A 16,850-nucleotide genomic window follows, 5' to 3' on the forward strand; every position below is an offset into this window, starting at 1 on the left:
TTAGGCTGCGCGACACGGCGAGTCATACATGAGCCGTGCCGCTCGGGCGCGCTGCGGCTGCCTGCCGCGAGCGGCGCGGCGGGGGCCACCCGCCGCGTCCGGGCGCTTCAGCGGGTCACGCGTTCCACCACACGTACTCGGCAAAGTTGAAGCCCATCATCGCGCCGGTAGGCACGGGCTGGAGCCCTTGCAAGTGCTTGTCGTTCGCATCGAGCAGGCTCAGGAAGGTCGGGATGCCAATGCCGCCCTGCTCCGATACCAGCACCTGCATGTCGCCGTACATCTGCTTGCGTTTCGCATCGTCGGTTTCCGAGCGGGCCGCGGCCAGCAACTGGTCGAACTTCGGGTTGTTCCAGCCCGACTCGTTCCACGGGGCGTCCGACTTGAAGAACTGCGTGAACAGCACATCGGCGCTCGAGCGCGGATTGACGTTGCCGAACCCGAGCGGATGCTTCATCCAGTGCGTCGACCAGTAACCATCCGCCGGCACGCGGTTGATGTCCAGGTTCACGCCGATCTTCGCGGCGGACTGCTGCAGCAGCACACCCATCTCGATCGAGCCGTTCGCATCGGTGGTCGCATAGATCGGCGGCAGCGTCGTACCGATTGCTCCGGCTTTCTGGAAGTGGAACTTCGCCTTGTCCGGGTCGTGGGGACGCTGCGGCAGCGACGCATCGAAGTAGCGGTGTCCGGGCGGAATCGGCTGATCGTTGCCGATCACCGCATAACCGCGAAATACCGCGGTGCGGATCTGCTCACGGTCGAACAGATACTTCATGCCCTGCACGAAATCGGGGTTGCCCGTCAGCGGGTTGTCGCGGCGCATGATCAGATCGGTATAGAGGCCCGACCTGGTCTCGCGCACCTCGTAGCCCGGCGTCGCGGCAATGCGCTGCGTCGCGCGCGGATCGACGGAATTGATCAGGTGAACATCGCCGGACAGCAGCGCATTCACCCGTGCCGCGTTATCGCCGATACCGATCAGCTCGATCTGGTCGAGGTAAGGGCCGCCGCCGGTCTTCCAGAAACTGTCGTTACGGATGCCGACGGTCGAAACGCCGGGCTTGAACGTCTTCAGCTTGTACGGGCCGGTGCCGACGGCCGTCGTGAAGTCCGTCGTGCCGTCCTTGATGATCACGAATTGCGGCGTGGCAAGAATCACGGGCAGGTCCGCGTTGGCGGACGCGAGCGTCAGCGTGACTTCGTTGGGACCGGTCTGCTTCGCCTCCACGAACTGATCGGCCAGCGTCTTCACCTTCGACGCCGTTGCCGGATTCTTGTGACGCATCAGCGAGTAGACGACATCGGCGGGCGCGAGTGGCTTGCCGTCGTGGAACGTGACGCCTTTGCGCAGTTTGATCACCCACACTTTCGCGTCGCTGGTGTCGATCGATTCGGCGAGATTCATCCTCGGCGTCAGCGACGAATCGAGCTGCGTCAGGCCGCTATAGAACATGAAGAAGCGGATGTAATCGGATCCTGCCGAACCCTTGGCCGGGTCGAGCGTATCCGCGGTCGAGGATGCGTCGTAGGCCACCCGGATCTTGCCGCCTTTCTTCGGCGTGGGTGCCGCGAATGCCGGGCGAGCCCCCGCCAGCAGACCTCCCGCGCCGGTGGCAAGGATGCCGCCGGCGGCCAGCAAACGCATCATGTCACGGCGGCTGAAGCCGCCCGTTTTGATTGGGTCGTCGTACATGCAACTGCTCCTCACTCGTGATTGAACGCGGGGTATCCAGCATTGGTGTTCGACGGCGCTCCGCGTGCTGGTCGCGGCGCGCTGGCATTGCATGAACCGATTTAAGCACTGCAAAAAATGGCGTTGATCGCGTATCGGTGGATTCGACCATTCGAAAACATGGTTTTGAGTGGTCAAAACAGCATGATTTGCCGCTCCTGGCGTTGACCCTGATGTTCTGGACAGGACGCCCCCCCACGATGAGAAGTTCGTACTAGTCAATCAGCGGGCAACGTGCAACAGTCGCGGCACGGCCGACTATTCACGGAGCGCCCCGTGTCCGATCCAACGCCTCACGCACGTTTCACCTACAGACGCCTGACAGCCGACGACATCCCTGCCGCTCAACGCCTGTCCGCCGCGATCGGCTGGCCGCATCGCCGTGAAGACTGGCGGTTCTCGGCGCGCACCGGGATCGGCTTCGTCGCCGAGACGGCGGGCGCGCTGGTCGGCACCGTGGTCTGCTGGAAGTTCGGCGCGGATCAGGCGACGCTGGGCATGCTGATCGTCGCGCCGGAGCATCGCGGCGTGGGTATCGGCCGCACGTTGCTCGCGCACGCGCTCGACGAGCTTGGCAAGCGTGACATCACGCTCTATGCGACCGAGGCTGGCCAGCCGTTGTGCGACGCGCTCGGCTTCGAGCGCTGCGGCGCCCTCGACCAGATGCAGGGTGCGGCGTTCCGGCCGCCGCTCGTTGCGCTGCCCGCCAACGAGCGGCTGCGCCCGCTCGGAGCGAGCGACGCGCAGCAACTCGTCGCGCTCGAATCACGCGCTAGCGGCCTCGATCGCAGCCACGTACTGCCGCCGCTGCTCGATCTGGCCGACGGTATCGCGCTCGATCGCGACGGCGAACTACTCGGCTTCTCGCTGTTCCGCCGCTTCGGGCGCGGCTTCGTGATCGGCCCCGTCGTCGCCAGCGCGTTTCCCGACGCCGTGCGGGCCAAGGCGCTGATCAGCCATTGGCTCGCGCTGAACGAAGGCGCGCTGGTGCGCATCGACGTGCCGCACGGACACGGCCTGCGCGAGTGGCTAACCGGCCTCGGTCTCGCACGCTCGGAGACGGTCGTGAAGATGCGCCGGCTTGCATCCGCGCCAGCCGATGGCGAGTCGAGCCGCGCCGACCCGGGGCTGCATCAGTATGCGGTGATCGCGCAGTCGCTCACCTGAGCCAGGTGAAGCCACGCTGAACCTGAACCCGCTGCACCGCGGCGCATCTCTCTTCCACACGCAAACACGGCCGCTCATGCACGGCAGCGTTGGGGTTCGCCCTGCTATTAAGCACGCCCAGCAGAAAATGCTGTCTGCGGGGTGAAAAACGCTGCGTCGACGCTCTTTAGGCTTTTTTTTGGCTGAACGGCACGCATACGGCTGTCGCTACTATCGAGGGGTGACTCTTACCTGATCGCCACGTGCGGGGAACCACCATCATGTCAAACTCATCGCTGATCGACGCCGACCGCAAGCACCTGATTCACCCGGTCATCAACTATCGCGCGCACGAAGCGCGCGGCACCACCGTACTCGAATCCGGCCAGGGCGCGTATCTGCGCGATATCGACGGCAACGAGCTGCTCGACGCATTTGCGGGCCTGTGGTGCGTGAACGTGGGTTACGGCCAGCAGAGCATCGTCGAAGCGGCGACGCGTCAGATGACGAAGCTGCCCTACGCGACCACCTACTTCCACTTCTCGTCGGAACCCGCGATCGAACTGGCCGAAAAACTGGTGTCGCTTGCGCCCGCTTCGCTGCAGCACGTCTATTTCACGCTCGGCGGCTCCGATGCGATCGACTCCGCGATACGCTTCATCACGCATTACTTCAATGCAACGGGGCGCCCGGCGAAAAAGCAGATGATCGCGCTCGAACGCGGCTATCACGGATCGTCGTCGGTCGGCGCGGGGCTCACTGCGCTGCCCGCGTTCCACCGCAACTTCGACCTGCCGCTGCCGCACCAGCACCATCTGCCGTCGCCGTATGCGTACCGTCAGCCGCAAGGCAGTGACGCGCAAGCGCTGATCGCCGCATCCGTCGCCGCGCTCGAAGCGAAAGTCGCGTCACTCGGGGCGGAGAACGTCGCCGCGTTCTTCTGCGAGCCGATCCAGGGTTCGGGCGGCGTGATCGTGCCGCCGGTCGGCTGGTTAAAGGCGATGCGCGACGCGTGCCGCCGCCTCGACATCCTGTTCGTCGCCGACGAGGTCATCACGGGCTTCGGTCGTACCGGCCCGCTCTTCGCGTGCGAGGCCGAACAGGTCGAGCCGGATCTGATGACGGTGGCGAAGGGGCTGACCTCCGGTTATGCGCCGATGGGCGCGGTGCTGATGTCCGACGAAATCTACCAGGGCATTGCAGGCGATGCGCGCGATACCGCGGTCGTCGGTCACGGTCAGACCTACTCCGCGCATCCGGTAAGCGCCGCCATCGGGCTCGAAGTACTGCGTCTCTATCAGGAGGGCGGTCTGCTCGCGAACGGCATCGCGCAGGCACCGCGCTTTGCCGCCGGGCTCGACGCGCTGCTCGATCATCCGCTGGTGGGCGACTCGCGTCATCGCGGGCTGCTCGGCGCGCTGGAACTGGTCGCGGACAAGAACTCGCGGGCACGCTTCGATCCGTCGCTGAAGCTGCCGGACCGGATCACGGCCGCAGCCTACCGCAACCGCCTCGTGTTCCGCGCATTCGGCGATAGCATTCTCGGTTTCGCGCCCGCGCTGTGCTTCGGCGAGGCCGAGTTCGAACAACTGTTCGGCCGTCTGCGGCGCACGCTCGACGACGTGCTCGAGCAGGCGGAGGTGCGTGCCGCATTGCGCGGCGCGAGCCGCGCGGCCGCCTGAGCGCGTGATAACATCGGCCTGCGCGTTGCTTGACCAAAGCGAAGCGCAACGAAGCGAAAAGCAGAACCTTCGACGGGCAGACCGATACATGACGACAAGCGGCGACACGAAGCTGGACCGGATCGACCTGCGTATTCTTTCGCAACTCCAGAAGAAAGGCCGTATCACGAACGTCGAGCTTGCGGACGCCGTGGGGCTCTCGCCGAGCCCCTGTCTGATTCGCGTGAAAAGGCTTGAAAAAGCCGGCTATATCGTCGGCTACGGCGCACATATCCAACTGCAGAAACTCGGTGACGTGCAGATCGTGTTCACCGAGGTCACGCTCGCCGACCATCGTCGCGAAGACTTCGTCAAGTTCGAGGCGGCGATCCGTCCCGTGGACGAGATCATTGAATGCCATCTGGCGAGCGGCGGCTACGATTACCTGCTGAAGTTCGTCACGCGCAGCGTCAATCATTATCAGAGCGTGATCGAAGGGCTGCTGGAGCGCGACATCGGCATCGAGAAGTATTTCAGCTACGTCATCATCAAGACGCCATTCGTGAAATCCGAATACCCGCTGGAAACCCTCTTCTCTCAGCAGCATCAATGAAGCGGTGACGGTTTCGGCTGCGCGTGCCGGCCCGATCGGGTCGAATGCGTTCGAGGCCACCGGCGCGACGCCGGTGGCCTGTCGACTTGCAGTCAACCATTCGCGCTCAGCCATTCCCCCGGCGTTCTGCCAAGCACACGTTTGAAGTGCCGGCATAGATGGCTTTGATCGAAGAAGCCCACCTCGGTCGCGACGATCGACGGCGGCAAGCCTCATCGCAACAGGCGCTGCGCATGCCGTACGCGCACCAGCCGCACATATTGCTGCGGCGACACGCCAATCTCCGCGCTGAAGCGCACCGCAAACCTCGAAATGCTCAACTGCGCGACGGCAGCCAGTTCGGACAGGCTGATTGGCTCGGCGAAACAGGCATCGATGAAGTCGAGCGCACGCTGCACGGCGCGGCTCACGCGATTCGGCGCGCGCGTCGGATGACGGCTCGCGCCCGCAAGCTCAGGCGCGGATGATGATGAGGTTGGGCTCAGGCTCAGCATCGACGCTCCGCTCATGCAACGCGCGACGTGGGCGGCACTGTCGGTGCCGTCTCCCGACCGGTCGCGAAGCGGCGGATGTCGAACGGCTCGAGCGGCGTGCTGGTGGCGCCGGTGTCGATCAGTTCGGCCATCGTGTCGCCTACGCCCGGACCAAGCTGAAAACCGTGGCCGCAAAAACCGAACGCATAGAACAGTCCGCCGGTCGTCCCGCTTGCACCCATGATCGGTTTGTCATCGGGCATATAGCCCTCCACGCCGCTCCACACCCGGATGATGCTCAGCTTGCGCAGCATCGGCGCGACCCGCTGCAGCTGTCTGAACTGCAGCAACGTACTTGACGGGAGAACCTTCGCGCGACGCTCGTCGAGATACGCAGGCGCGCGCGCGCAGCCGCCGATCACGATATTGCCGCGCGCGACCTGGCGGAAATACACCACCTCTTCGATCTGCGGCGACGACACGCCGACCACCGGCTGGATCGCATACGGCACGGGTTCGGTAACGGCCATCTGTGGACCGTTGACGGCGATCGGCACCGCTTCGCCGAACTGCTCCGACAGCAGGTTGCCCCACGCACCCGCCGTGATCAGCAGCACGGGCGCATGAAACGTGCGGCCGTCGGCGCTCGTGGCGCGAAACTCGGCGCCCTCTTTTTCCACCGTCACGACATCGCAGTTTTCGACGATCCGCGCACCGAGCCGAGCCGCGGCGCGGGCGAACGCGGGCGCCGCGAGGCGCGGATTCGCGTGCCCGTCCATCTGCGAATAGGAGCCCGCCAGCACCTCCGCACCGAGAAACGGAAACCGCGCGCGCAGCGCGTCGCCGCGCAACAGGTCGAGCTTGAGACCGTAGTGCGCGGCCTCCTTCGCATAGGTTTCGAACTGGTCGGCCTGCTCTTCGCGATAACAGACGCGGACATGGCCCGACATCAGAAACTCGGCGTCGTGCTGGATCAATTCCGGCAGACGCCCCCAGATTTCGCGCGAACGGTTCGCCAGCGGCAACTGCGGCAGAAAGCGCCCTTGACGGCGCACGTTACCGAAGTTGGTGCCGCTCGCCTGCTGCCCGACGAGCTGGCGCTCGAGCAGGATCACCGAGCGGCCCCGCTGCCTCAGAAAAAATGCGGCGGACGCACCCATGAACCCGCCGCCCACGATCAGAACATCGGCTTGTGCACGGTTCACTCGGTATCCTCCACGGTTGCGATGGCCAGCGGCTTGACCGGCGCCTGTCCACGAAGTCTGCCAACCTGCTCGAGCGGCACGTTCGCCGCCGCCGCGATCACCTCCGCACCCGCATGGCCGCAGTAACGTCCCTGACAGCGCCCCATACCGACACGGCTAAAGGCCTTGGCACGGTTCGCTTCCTGCGCGCCTTCATCGCGCACCACGCGGCGCAGTTCGCCCGCGGTGATGCCTTCGCACCGGCAAACGATCGTATCGTCGGACAGACGCGCCGCCTGCGCGGCAGGCCACGCAAACGCCTCCACGAGACCGAGTCGGAAGCGATCCATTTTGCGCTGTTCGCGCGTCAACGCGTCGAGCGTGGTCGCCGCAACGGGCCGCCCGAGATCGCTCAGCGCAGCGTGGGCCGCGAGCCGTCCGGCGACCTCGGCGCCGTCCGCGCCGAGCACGCGCGCGCCATCGCCCGCGATATAGACGCCCTTTTCGCTACTGCGACCGAGTTCGTCGATTTGCGGCACCCATTGCCGCGTGATCGCGTCGAAACGGAACGCACAGCGCGCGAGATCGGCAAGCTGGGTCTCCGGCCGCAGGTGATAGCCGAGACCGACCGCGTCGCATTCGACTTGCGCGACGTTGCCGCGCGCATCGCGAAAGCGTACGCCAAGCACGCCGTCGTCCGGAGTGCCGAGAATTTCGAGCGGCTCGATGCCGTTTTCCACCCGCACGCCTGAGCGCTTCAATGCGGTCACGAGCGCGCGGCCCTTGCGCAATACGTCGACGCGCGCCAGCAATTTGGGCAGCGCGCGCAAGCGCGCACCGGTCTTCGACGTGTCGAGTACCGCCGCTACCCTGGCGCCCGCCTGCACATACTGGTTCGCGACCAGATACAGCAATGGGCCGGTACCCATGAAAACGACCTGACGGCCAATCGCGCAGGCTTGCGACTTCAGCGCGATCTGCGCGGCACCGAGGCTGTAGGTACCGGCGAACTGCCAGCCTTTGACCGGCATCAACCGGTCGGTCGCGCCGGGGCACAGGATCAGCGCGTCGTAGCGCAACACGCTCGCGTGTCCTTCATGCACGATATGCAGCTTGCCTTGCGCGACGTTCCACGCCAGCGTCTGCGGACGGTAATCGATCTGCGGGCGCAGTCGCTCGAAAGTCTGATGGAGGTTCTCCGCCCGCGCGGCTTCCGTGCCGTACAGCTTCGAATACGGCCGCGTGAAGCCATCGGGCTGACGCCGGTAGATCTGGCCGCCATCGCGCCTGCCTTCGTCGACGACGATCGGGCGGATGCCGGCCGCCAGCAGCGTTTGCGCGCAGCGCACCCCTGCAGGCCCGGCGCCGACGATTACGATGCGAGGTTCGGCCATTGCGCCTCCGGTTGCGTCGTGACGACGCGCATGCCTGCTTCGACCACCGTGGTGCAGGCGCGCAGCCGCTCGCCGTCCGCGGTCCATACCCAGCAGTCCTGACACGCGCCCATCAGGCAAAAGCCCGCGCGTCGTTCCGCGCCGAACTCGGACTGCCGCACATGCCGCACCGAGCACAGCATCGCAGTGAGCAGCGTGTCCCCGGCCAGCGCTTCGACCGGCGCGCCGTTGATCGTCAGTTCGACTTTGGCGCGAACCGTCTCGCCTACGCGTACGAATCTGCCGTTCATGCCGCGGCTCCTGCCATACCGTCGGGCGCGACGTGAGCGTCGCTGCGATTGGTCAGCACGTGGCGCAGGAACTCGCGGGTGCGCGCCTCGCGCGGCGAGCCCAGCACCTGCTGCGCCGTGCCCTCCTCGATGATGAGTCCCGCGTGTAGAAAACACACCCGGTCTGCCACCTCACGCGCAAAGCCCATTTCGTGGGTGACCACCAGCATCGTCATGCCTTCCCGTGCAAGGGTGCGCATCACGCCGAGCACTTCGCCGACCAGTTCTGGATCGAGCGCCGAGGTCGGCTCGTCGAACAGGATCGCCTTCGGCTTCATCGCAAGCGAGCGCGCAATCGCCACCCGTTGCTGCTGCCCGCCCGACAGTTGATGAGGATAGGCGTGCAGCTTGTGGCCGAGCCCCACCTTGTCGAGCAGTTCAGACGCTTCGCGTTGCGCGTCCGCGCGCGCGAGGCGCTTGACATGCACCGGCCCTTCCATCACGTTCTCGAGCGCCGTACGGTGCGGGAACAGATTGAAGCGCTGAAACACCATGCCGACCTGGGTGCGCAACTGGTTGATGTTACGCGCGCGCTGTTCGACGCGCTCGCCGAGCAGACGGATTTGGCCTTCGTCGTATGACTCCAGCGCGTTAATGCAGCGCAGCAGGGTTGACTTTCCCGAGCCCGACGCACCGATCAGGCAGACCACTTCGCCCTGGCGGACGTTGAGCGAAATGCCCTTGAGAACGGGTACGGTGCCAAAACTCTTGTGCACATTCGTGATTTCGATCATCGCATCCTCACTTCGCACTTATCTCGCCCTGTGCCGACCGAAACGTCGTTCAAGCGTGCGGGTCATGCTCATCAGCGGCAAGCTCATCGCGAGATAGCCGAGCGCGACGAGCGTATATACCGTCAGATTCTGAAACGTCGACGACGCGATCAGTTGGCCTTCGCGCGTCATTTCGGCGACCGTGATGGTCGACGCGAGCGATGAATCCTTCAGCATCATCACGAGCGTGTTGCTGTACGGCGGCAGCGCGACCTTGATCGCCTGCGGCAGGATCACCCGTATCATCGTCTTCACGCGGCCCATGCCGATCGACTGCGCGGCTTCGTACTGGCCCGGATCGACTGCCTCGATACCCGCCCGGAAAATTTCCGCGACGTAAGTCGAGTAACCGAAACCAAGCCCAATGATGCTGGCCTGCAGCGCCGACACCTGGATGTGGATTTCCGGCAGCACGAAGTAGATGTAGAACAGCAGCACGATCATCGGCAGGCCGCGCACGACGTTGATCATCGTGCTCACACCGCGTACGACGAGGGGATAGCGCGACATCTTCAGCAATGCCCAGGTCAGGCCGAGCACCGTGCTCAACACCAGACAACCCAGCGTGATGACGATGCTCATCACCGCGCCTTCCAGCAAAATCGGTACAAAGTCGGCTATATCTTGCCAGTGCATGTCGTGCCTTCCATTGCTCTTCGTATTCGTTCAGTCCGCCGCGCCGCTGCGCGACGGACCTGGCAGGACGAGTCCCGCGTCGCCGCGGGCACGGCTCTTTTCACGCGAAGCCAATCAGCTCACGAGGTGCCACTTTTTGAGGATCGCGTCGAGCGTGCCGTCGGCCTTCATCTTCGTCAGCGCGTCGTTGATCTTCGCCATCAGCGCGCTATTGCCCTTCTTCACCGCGATCGCGATGTCGAACTTTTCCATCGGCACATACGCGTCGTCGACCCGCGTCCCCGCCATCGCGCCCGCGGCTTCCTGGGCCTTCAGGATCGGATAGTCGTTGAAGCCCGCGACGATGCGGCCAAGCGCGACATCGCGCGTCATGTCGGCGGGGCTGTCGTACATCTTCACTTCGGTGAAGATGCCGAGTTTCTTCAACTGATCGCCGTAGTCGGTACCGGTCGGCGCCCCGACCGTCATGCCCTTCAGGTCCTGCACCGAGTGATAGACCGCCTTGTTCGTGTCCTTCACGATGATGCCTTCGCCAAACGCCGTCACCGGCTGCGAGAAATCGACCACTTCGGCGCGCTTCGGCGTCGGCGTCATGCCGGCAACGATGATGTCGATCTTGCCCGCTACCACCGACTGGATCAGCGCCGAGAACGGCACCGCGTCGTACGACACGTTAAAGTTTTCGCGCCTGCCGATCTCCTTGACGACATCCGGCATCAGGCCTTCGATCTGCTGCGTCTTCACGTTCATGAACGTGGTCGGCGCGCTCGACGGCGGCGAGCCCGCCGTGAGCGTCGCCGTTTCGGCAGCGTGGGCGGCGCCGAACATCATCGTCATCGCGAGGCCCGCGCCGGCGGCAAAGCGCTGCACAGTGTTGAAGCGGACGGCGGCTGCAGGCTGGAACATGAAACGCAACATGGGGATTTCCTCTGGGAATAGTGATTTTCAATCTACGCGCTGCCCGACCATCTAACGGTAGCGATCAGTCGATCCATTCAATGCAGTACATCCTGCAACCTGTAATACGCGCCGACGAGCGGCAGAAACCACGCGCGTCCAAAATGTCCTGGAATCGCGGGCCATTCGAGCGTTCGCCACGGATTGCGCGAGGCGGCGCCGAACATCACGTCGGCCATCAGACGGCCCATGTGCACGGACATCTGCACACCGTGGCCGCTGTAGCCCATTGAATAGAACAGTCCTTCGTGCTGGCCTGCGCGCGGCAGCCGGTCGGCCGTCATGTCGACGAGGCCGCCCCAGCAATAATCGATGCGCACGTCGGCGAGTTGCGGGAAATAGCGTGCGAGCCCATCACGCAGAATCCGCCCGCTTTTCTCGTCCGAACGCGGATTCGACATCGCGAAGCGCGCGCGGCCGCCGAACAGCAGACGCTCGTCCGGCGTCGCACGAAAATAGTTGCCGATGTTCAGCGTCGTCACATACGAGCGGCGCGTCGGCAACACCGCATCGAGGCGCGCCTTGCCCAACGGCTCGGTCGCGACGATGAAGCTGCCGACGGGCGCGATGCGGCGCCGGAACCATTGCAGCGGACCGACCTGCGACGCGCCGGTGGCAATCAGCACGCGCTCGGCGCGTACCGTCCCGAGCGGACACTGCACGTCGAACGCGTTGCCGCCGAGCGGTTTGAGGTTCGTCACCGGCGTGTTCTCGTAGATCTGCGCCCCACGCCGTGCCGCTGCCGTGCCGAGACCCACGCCGAATTTGCCCATGTGCATCTGCATGCCGTTGCGTTGCACGAGGCCGCCGAAAAAGCTGTCCGACCCGATCTCGTTGCGAATCTGCTCGGGCGGCACGAGTTCGACATCGGAATCGACTTCGCGCCGCAACACCTCGTACGACTTCGCGAGCGACGCGAAATGCTGCGGTTTCGCGGCGAGTTTGATCTTCCCGGAGTGGCGCAGATCGCAATCGATCTGCTCCTCTGCGATGATCGTTTTCACCGTTTCGACGGCGCCGGCATATGCACGGTAGAACTCGGACGCGCGGTCGCTGCCGATGCGCGCGGACAACGCGGCGTAGTCCTGCGCGACGCCCGTATTGCAATGGCCGCCGTTACGGCCCGATGCCTGCGCCGCGAGTCGGCCCGCCTCGAACACGATCACCGACATGCCACGTTTGGCCAGCTCCAACGCAGCCGACAGCCCGGTGAAGCCGCCGCCGACCACCGCAACGTCGACCCGCTGCGGTAGCGGACCCTGGACGCCGCTGGTAAAGCGTGGCGCAGTGTCGAGCCAGTAGGAGTCGAGCTTCATCGTGATGCGTTCCTGTCGGTTGGTTGCGCCGCTTTCAACGGCGCGCGGGAAGCGATGTCGTGAGAAGGCCGGACGTGCGAATCAGAGGCCGAGCAGCGATGCCAGTTGCGGGATGCCCGACACTTCGTTGACGCCGTAATACGGGTTCAGCGGCTCGTGACTGCGGTTGACGAACGCCTTGTGTTTGATGCCCATGTCGTACGCGGTCATCAGGTCATAGCGGAAGCTCGACGACACATGCAGCACGTCTTCCGGATTGCAGTCCAGTTGCGAGAACATGTACTCGAAGGCTTTCTGCAGCGGCTTGTACGCCTGCGCCTGCTGGGCGGTGTAGACCTTGTGGAACGGCGCGCCGAGCTTGTCGACGTTGCTGTGGATCTGGTCGTCCGACGCATTCGACAGGATCACGAGCTTGTACTTCGAGGCCAGTCGCGACAGCCCTTCCGGCACGTCCGCGTGCGGGCCCCAGCTCGGCACGGCCTCATAGATCTTCAGTGCGGTCGCTTCGTCGAACGGCACGCCGGTGCGTTCGCAGGTGCGGCGCACCGAGTTCACGACCACGTCGCGATAGGGCTTCCATGCGCCCAGCACTTCGTCGAGGCGGTAGCCACGGAAGAACTCGACAAACTCATCCATCTTCGCCTTGTCCAGCTTGTCGCCGTAAAGCTCGCGCGCGGTCTGGCCCATCTGGAAGTTGGTCAGCGTGCCATAGCAGTCGAAAGTGATGTACTTCGGCTCGAAATCGATCATGGTCAACATCCTGTCGTCGTGGCGAACCTGGTTGCAGGCTCGGGGTTCAGTTTCGGGTTGAATCAGTGCGGTTGATGCTTGCGTCTATCAGGTGTAAAGCCGGGCTTCACAGCGTTTCGAAATCGATCAGCACACTCTTGTGCCGCATGCTCGCCACCATCGCTTCGCGGCCGAGATCCTTGCCGATACCGGACTGGCCGAAGCCGCCCGTCGGAATGATCATGTCGCCGCTGCGGCCGTAACGGTTGATCCAGATGGTGCCCGCGGCGATGCGGCGCATCGCCCGCAGCGCCTGACCGATGTCGCTGCTATGGACCCCCGCCGCGAGACCGTAGATCGAATGCGCGGCGAGCGCGATGCCCTCTTCCTCGTCGGCGAATGTCTGTACCGTCAGCACCGGGCCGAATAGTTCCTCGCGCACGGCGGGCGTCTCTGAAGTCACATTGGCGAGCAGCGTCGGGCGGTGGAAATAGCCTTCGTCGGTGCCTTCGAAAAAGCCGCCGCCGAAGATCACTTCCGCGCCGCTCTCGCGGCTCTGCCCGATCAGCGCTTCGATGCGTCGCGCCTGGGCGCCACTGATGATCGGCGAATAAGCGGTGCGGATGTCCCACAGCGGGCCGGGCTTGATCGGCTGCAGTTGCCGTTGAATGGCGGCGATCAGCGGCTCGGCAATGCGCTCGTGCACGATCAGCCGCGTGCCGGCCACGCAGGCCTGGCCGCCGTTGGCCGTAAAGCCGCGGGCCACACAGCGCGCCGTATGCTCGAGGTCTCGCACATGTTCGAACACCAGTTGCGGGCTCTTGCCGCCGAGTTCCAGCGTGACGGGCTTGGTGCCGTGCATCGCGGCGTCGCTCATGATCGCGGCGCCCGTGCGGGTCGAACCGGTGAAGCTCATCTTCGAGATGCCTGGGTGACGCGTCAGCGCGGCGCCCGCCGTCGCTCCACGGCCATTCACCACGTTGAAGATGCCGGGCGGAATGCCGGCTTCGATCGCGAGTTCCGCGAGACGCAGCGTCGAGAACGGCGTCATTTCCGACGGTTTCATCACGACCGCGTTGCCCGCCGCGAGCGCCGGACCGCACTTCCATGAACACATCGACAGCGGAAAATTCCACGGTGTAATCGCACCGATCACACCGTACGGCTCCGATGCAACAAAACCGAGACTGTCGCGGCGCGTGGCCGCGATATCGCCACCGAGCTTGTCGGCCAGTTCCGCGAAGAAGCGGATCGCCTCCGCGGTGAACGGCACATCTGATGTATAGCTTTCCGTCACCGGACGCGTCGAGCTGACCGTTTCGAGTTGGGCGAGACTCACCGCATCGCGATCGATCAGATCGGCCCAGCGGCTCAGCACCTTCGCGCGCTCGCGCGGAGAGCGGGTGCCCCAGCCGCTCGTCTTCCATGCAGCTAGCGCATTGCTGACTGCGTGATCGACGGTGGCGTCCGACGCGTCCGGCACATGGCCAAGCAGCGCGCCGTCCGACGGCCGGTGAACGGCGATCTGCGCTTCGGCCGCCGAATAGTACGCACCGCCAATGAAATGCCCCTGCGGCAACGGCACGGCTGAAGGATCGAAGTCGAGTGACGGAGTGAGCATGTCCGGCCTGATCAGTAGGTTCAAGTGTGTGGTGCCGCGTGCGCTCACGCATTGATGACTGCTGGCACCACTCGGCACTGCTGTTCGTCATCGCGACCGCCGAATGAACGAACATCGGGTGAAGTTCATTTTAATGAACACCAAATGAAATACTAGTGGTCAAAAATAAACTTTTGTGAACAGTTCGTTGTGCGCTGCGATACATTGCCTGCCTCGGAGAGCACACCGCCGCACTGGTGGGCACGGGCCGCAAGCCCACGCGGCTGGGGCGCGCACGAGCGAGGCGACGCGACACGCCTGTTCCGTCGTGCAATGCAAAACCGAAAAGTGAATGAGAGAAAGAACGGCGTTGACGTCAGCCGCCGTCCGTGCGAACCGGACGCGATGCGTCAGAGCGAGCGAGGAAAAGAGAGGGAAGACAGCGCCGCTTGCCACACGACATGCGGCTCCGGTACAACAAACAGATCAAAGATGAATGACGGGCGGCTGCGTGTTCATGATCCACAGCAAACGAGCAGCCTTCCTGCTTTCGTTACGCACGCTATGCGGCACCGTGCTCTTGAACTGGAAGCTGTCTCCCGCGCGCAGTTCGGAGCGCCGGTCGCCGACATTCAGCACGACCGTGCCTTCCAGCACCAGGCCCGCCTTCTCGCCGATGCCCACCAGCACCTCTTCGGAACCGGAGCCGGCCGGCAGCATGATGATCATCATCTGCAAATCGTGATCGCCGTGCGGCGACAGCAATTCTTTCTGCATGCCGTTCTTGCCGACTTCGAACAGCGGCCGCTCGGCCGCCTTGCGCACGAAATCGCCGGTGATCGGGTCCGAGACCGCGTCGTCTTCTTCGAGCAGCGCGGTCAGCGGAACCTCCAACGCCAGGCGCAGGCGCTCGAGAATACGCACCGACGGATTGGCCTTGTTGCGCTCGACCTGACTGACGGTGCCGACCGACACGCCCGCGCGCATCGCCAGTTCGTTGATCGACAGACCCTGCGCGACGCGCAGCGCGCGCAGACGAGCGCCGACGTCGCCGTGACCCGGGTCGGCCGTGCGCTTCTTGCTGAGCTCGGTTCGCTGCATGTGTTTCCCGTTGATGACGGTGCGCCCGGCTGCCTATGTGCTGCCGGTGCGGTTGTTGTGCTGGGCGCGCACGGTCGCATCCGATGAGGCGCCAGCCGCTTCGTTACAATGAACGCCCATTCAATTTTTCAGCATTATATTGAATATAGCACCCGCGGGGTGAACGCCAAAAATACCTGTGCAATTGCGTTGCGCGCCGCTGCCGCCGTGAAGCAGACCCGACCACACACCGGCCCGAATAACAAAAAGATCGTCCTATGAAGCAGGCACCGGGAATGCCACAGTCTAGGCTGATCATGCCGCCAGCAGGAGTTTGCAGTGTCCGAATCAACCGTGAAGAAATCACTGACCTATCGCCGCTTCACTGCCGATGACATCGCCGCCGCGCACGGCCTCTCGGTTGCGGTGCGCTGGCCGCACCGCGCCGATGACTGGCGCTTCATGTACGACGCCGGCACCGGCTTCGTCGCCGAAGACAATGGCGCCGTGATCGGCACCGCGCTCTGCTGGAAATTCGGCGCGGACCGCGGCACGCTCGGCCTCGTGATCGTCTCGCCGGACGAACAGGGCCGTGGCATCGGCCGCAGGCTGATGGAACTGGTGCTCGAAGAACTGGGCAACCGCGTGACCTTCCTGCACGCAACGGTCGCGGGCAAGCCGCTTTACGAAAAGCTCGGCTTCGTCAGCTGCGGCGGACTCACCCAGCATCAGGGCACGCTCGGCAGCGTGGCCGCTGTCGCGCCGCCGCCCGGCGAACAGTTGCGTGCCGCGAGGCCGGACGACACGCCGAAGCTGATCGAACTCGCGTCGCGCGCGAGCGGCTTCGACCGCAGCGCGACGATACCGGCGCTGCTCGGGTTCGCGCAAGCCGTGGTTCTCGAACGTGACGGCGAAGTGGTCGGTTTCTCGCTGTTCCGTCCGTTCGGACGCGGCTACTCGGTTGGACCGGTGGTCGCGCAGCATGGGTCCGACGATCTGCGTGCCCGCGCACTGATTTCGTACTGGCTCGCGCAGCACGCCGGCGACTTCGTGCGGATCGACGTGCCGGACGACGCCGGCATCAACGACTGGTTGACCCATGTCGGCATGCCGCGCGTCGACTCGGTCGAAAAGATGGTGCGCAACGCGCCCGCCGACTTGCGCGAGGCGGCCCCGGACCCGGGCTGGCGCGCGTTCGGCATCATCAATCAGGCGATGGCGTAA

Annotated in this window: 15 protein-coding genes and 1 pseudogene; 4 read left to right on the forward strand and 12 right to left on the reverse strand. The window is 64.4% G+C overall.

All coding sequences use genetic code 11. The features are described from left to right. Positions 1-115: 115 nt before the first annotated feature. Complete coding sequence (locus OKW30_RS01235; protein WP_429345759.1) at positions 116-1,696, reverse strand: ABC transporter substrate-binding protein; 1,581 nt, start codon at positions 1,694-1,696, stop codon at positions 116-118. Between the two features lie 315 nt (positions 1,697-2,011). Here OKW30_RS01235 and OKW30_RS01240 point away from each other — a divergent pair, with 315 nt between their 5' ends. The 3 genes from OKW30_RS01240 to OKW30_RS01250 all read left to right on the forward strand — a co-directional run bounded on the left by OKW30_RS01240 (position 2,012) and on the right by OKW30_RS01250 (position 5,155). Then, positions 2,012-2,902: a GNAT family N-acetyltransferase gene (locus tag OKW30_RS01240; protein WP_184071912.1), complete on the forward strand. Its 891-nt coding sequence runs from the start codon at positions 2,012-2,014 to the stop codon at positions 2,900-2,902. Positions 2,903-3,162: 260 nt separating this feature from the next. Continuing rightward, complete coding sequence (locus OKW30_RS01245; protein ID WP_429345760.1) at positions 3,163-4,563, forward strand: aspartate aminotransferase family protein; 1,401 nt, start codon at positions 3,163-3,165, stop codon at positions 4,561-4,563. 88 nt (positions 4,564-4,651) lie between these two features. Then, positions 4,652-5,155 carry an Lrp/AsnC family transcriptional regulator gene (locus OKW30_RS01250; RefSeq protein WP_429345761.1) on the forward strand — a complete coding sequence of 168 codons (504 nt, stop codon included), beginning with the start codon at positions 4,652-4,654 and terminating at the stop codon, positions 5,153-5,155. A 92-nt stretch (positions 5,156-5,247) separates the two neighbouring features. Here the strand turns inward: OKW30_RS01250 and OKW30_RS01255 are convergent. From OKW30_RS01255 to OKW30_RS01305, 11 genes and pseudogenes are all read right to left on the reverse strand, one after another. Beyond that, a pseudogene (locus tag OKW30_RS01255) lies at positions 5,248-5,649 on the reverse strand (helix-turn-helix domain-containing protein). An 11-nt stretch (positions 5,650-5,660) separates the two neighbouring features. After that, positions 5,661-6,833, reverse strand: a complete 1,173-nt coding sequence (locus tag OKW30_RS01260) for an NAD(P)/FAD-dependent oxidoreductase (protein WP_184071918.1) — start codon at positions 6,831-6,833, stop codon at positions 5,661-5,663. After that, positions 6,830-8,206 (reverse strand): FAD-dependent oxidoreductase, encoded by a 1,377-nt coding sequence (locus OKW30_RS01265; protein WP_429345762.1) that lies wholly within the window; start codon positions 8,204-8,206, stop codon positions 6,830-6,832. The genes OKW30_RS01260 and OKW30_RS01265 overlap by 4 nt, the downstream gene beginning before the upstream one ends. Beyond that, positions 8,185-8,496 (reverse strand): (2Fe-2S)-binding protein, encoded by a 312-nt coding sequence (locus tag OKW30_RS01270; RefSeq protein ID WP_187630696.1) that lies wholly within the window; start codon positions 8,494-8,496, stop codon positions 8,185-8,187. The genes OKW30_RS01265 and OKW30_RS01270 overlap by 22 nt, the downstream gene beginning before the upstream one ends. Further along, positions 8,493-9,269 carry an amino acid ABC transporter ATP-binding protein gene (locus OKW30_RS01275; RefSeq protein WP_184071923.1) on the reverse strand — a complete coding sequence of 259 codons (777 nt, stop codon included), beginning with the start codon at positions 9,267-9,269 and terminating at the stop codon, positions 8,493-8,495. The genes OKW30_RS01270 and OKW30_RS01275 overlap by 4 nt, the downstream gene beginning before the upstream one ends. 18 nt (positions 9,270-9,287) lie before the next feature. After that, positions 9,288-9,944: an amino acid ABC transporter permease gene (locus OKW30_RS01280; RefSeq protein WP_184071925.1), complete on the reverse strand. Its 657-nt coding sequence runs from the start codon at positions 9,942-9,944 to the stop codon at positions 9,288-9,290. 114 nt (positions 9,945-10,058) lie between these two features. Next, the gene (locus tag OKW30_RS01285; RefSeq protein ID WP_184071928.1) at positions 10,059-10,862 is read right to left on the reverse strand and encodes an ABC transporter substrate-binding protein; all 804 of its coding nucleotides are present in this window, start codon (positions 10,860-10,862) and stop codon (positions 10,059-10,061) included. Positions 10,863-10,939: 77 nt separating this feature from the next. Next, positions 10,940-12,217: an NAD(P)/FAD-dependent oxidoreductase gene (locus OKW30_RS01290; RefSeq protein WP_429345763.1), complete on the reverse strand. Its 1,278-nt coding sequence runs from the start codon at positions 12,215-12,217 to the stop codon at positions 10,940-10,942. Positions 12,218-12,298: 81 nt separating this feature from the next. After that, entirely contained in the window at positions 12,299-12,967 is a 669-nt protein-coding gene (locus OKW30_RS01295) for a haloacid dehalogenase type II (protein WP_184071932.1), read from the reverse strand. Positions 12,968-13,073: 106 nt separating this feature from the next. Further along, complete coding sequence (locus OKW30_RS01300) at positions 13,074-14,567, reverse strand: aldehyde dehydrogenase family protein (RefSeq protein ID WP_429345764.1); 1,494 nt, start codon at positions 14,565-14,567, stop codon at positions 13,074-13,076. 465 nt (positions 14,568-15,032) lie between these two features. Further along, the gene (locus OKW30_RS01305; RefSeq protein ID WP_184071936.1) at positions 15,033-15,647 is read right to left on the reverse strand and encodes a cupin domain-containing protein; all 615 of its coding nucleotides are present in this window, start codon (positions 15,645-15,647) and stop codon (positions 15,033-15,035) included. 318 nt (positions 15,648-15,965) lie between these two features. Here OKW30_RS01305 and OKW30_RS01310 point away from each other — a divergent pair, with 318 nt between their 5' ends. Beyond that, a complete protein-coding gene (locus tag OKW30_RS01310) occupies positions 15,966-16,850 on the forward strand; it encodes a GNAT family N-acetyltransferase (RefSeq protein ID WP_429345765.1) in 885 nt (294 codons plus the stop codon).

Source organism: Paraburkholderia sp. Clong3 (assembly GCF_050436485.1).
Classification (GTDB): domain Bacteria; phylum Pseudomonadota; class Gammaproteobacteria; order Burkholderiales; family Burkholderiaceae; genus Paraburkholderia; species Paraburkholderia tuberum.

Coding starts and splice junctions, on each gene's coding strand:
- OKW30_RS01290 (WP_429345763.1), bottom strand. CDS start 12,217: ATGAAGCTCGACTCCTACTGGCTCGACACTGCGCCACGCTTTACCAGC.
- OKW30_RS01245 (WP_429345760.1), top strand. CDS start 3,163: ATGTCAAACTCATCGCTGATCGACGCCGACCGCAAGCACCTGATTCAC.
- OKW30_RS01235 (WP_429345759.1), bottom strand. CDS start 1,696: ATGTACGACGACCCAATCAAAACGGGCGGCTTCAGCCGCCGTGACATG.
- OKW30_RS01285 (WP_184071928.1), bottom strand. CDS start 10,862: ATGTTGCGTTTCATGTTCCAGCCTGCAGCCGCCGTCCGCTTCAACACT.
- OKW30_RS01265 (WP_429345762.1), bottom strand. CDS start 8,206: ATGGCCGAACCTCGCATCGTAATCGTCGGCGCCGGGCCTGCAGGGGTG.
- OKW30_RS01305 (WP_184071936.1), bottom strand. CDS start 15,647: ATGCAGCGAACCGAGCTCAGCAAGAAGCGCACGGCCGACCCGGGTCAC.
- OKW30_RS01270 (WP_187630696.1), bottom strand. CDS start 8,496: ATGAACGGCAGATTCGTACGCGTAGGCGAGACGGTTCGCGCCAAAGTC.
- OKW30_RS01280 (WP_184071925.1), bottom strand. CDS start 9,944: ATGCACTGGCAAGATATAGCCGACTTTGTACCGATTTTGCTGGAAGGC.
- OKW30_RS01300 (WP_429345764.1), bottom strand. CDS start 14,567: ATGCTCACTCCGTCACTCGACTTCGATCCTTCAGCCGTGCCGTTGCCG.
- OKW30_RS01275 (WP_184071923.1), bottom strand. CDS start 9,269: ATGATCGAAATCACGAATGTGCACAAGAGTTTTGGCACCGTACCCGTT.
- OKW30_RS01295 (WP_184071932.1), bottom strand. CDS start 12,967: ATGATCGATTTCGAGCCGAAGTACATCACTTTCGACTGCTATGGCACG.
- OKW30_RS01250 (WP_429345761.1), top strand. CDS start 4,652: ATGACGACAAGCGGCGACACGAAGCTGGACCGGATCGACCTGCGTATT.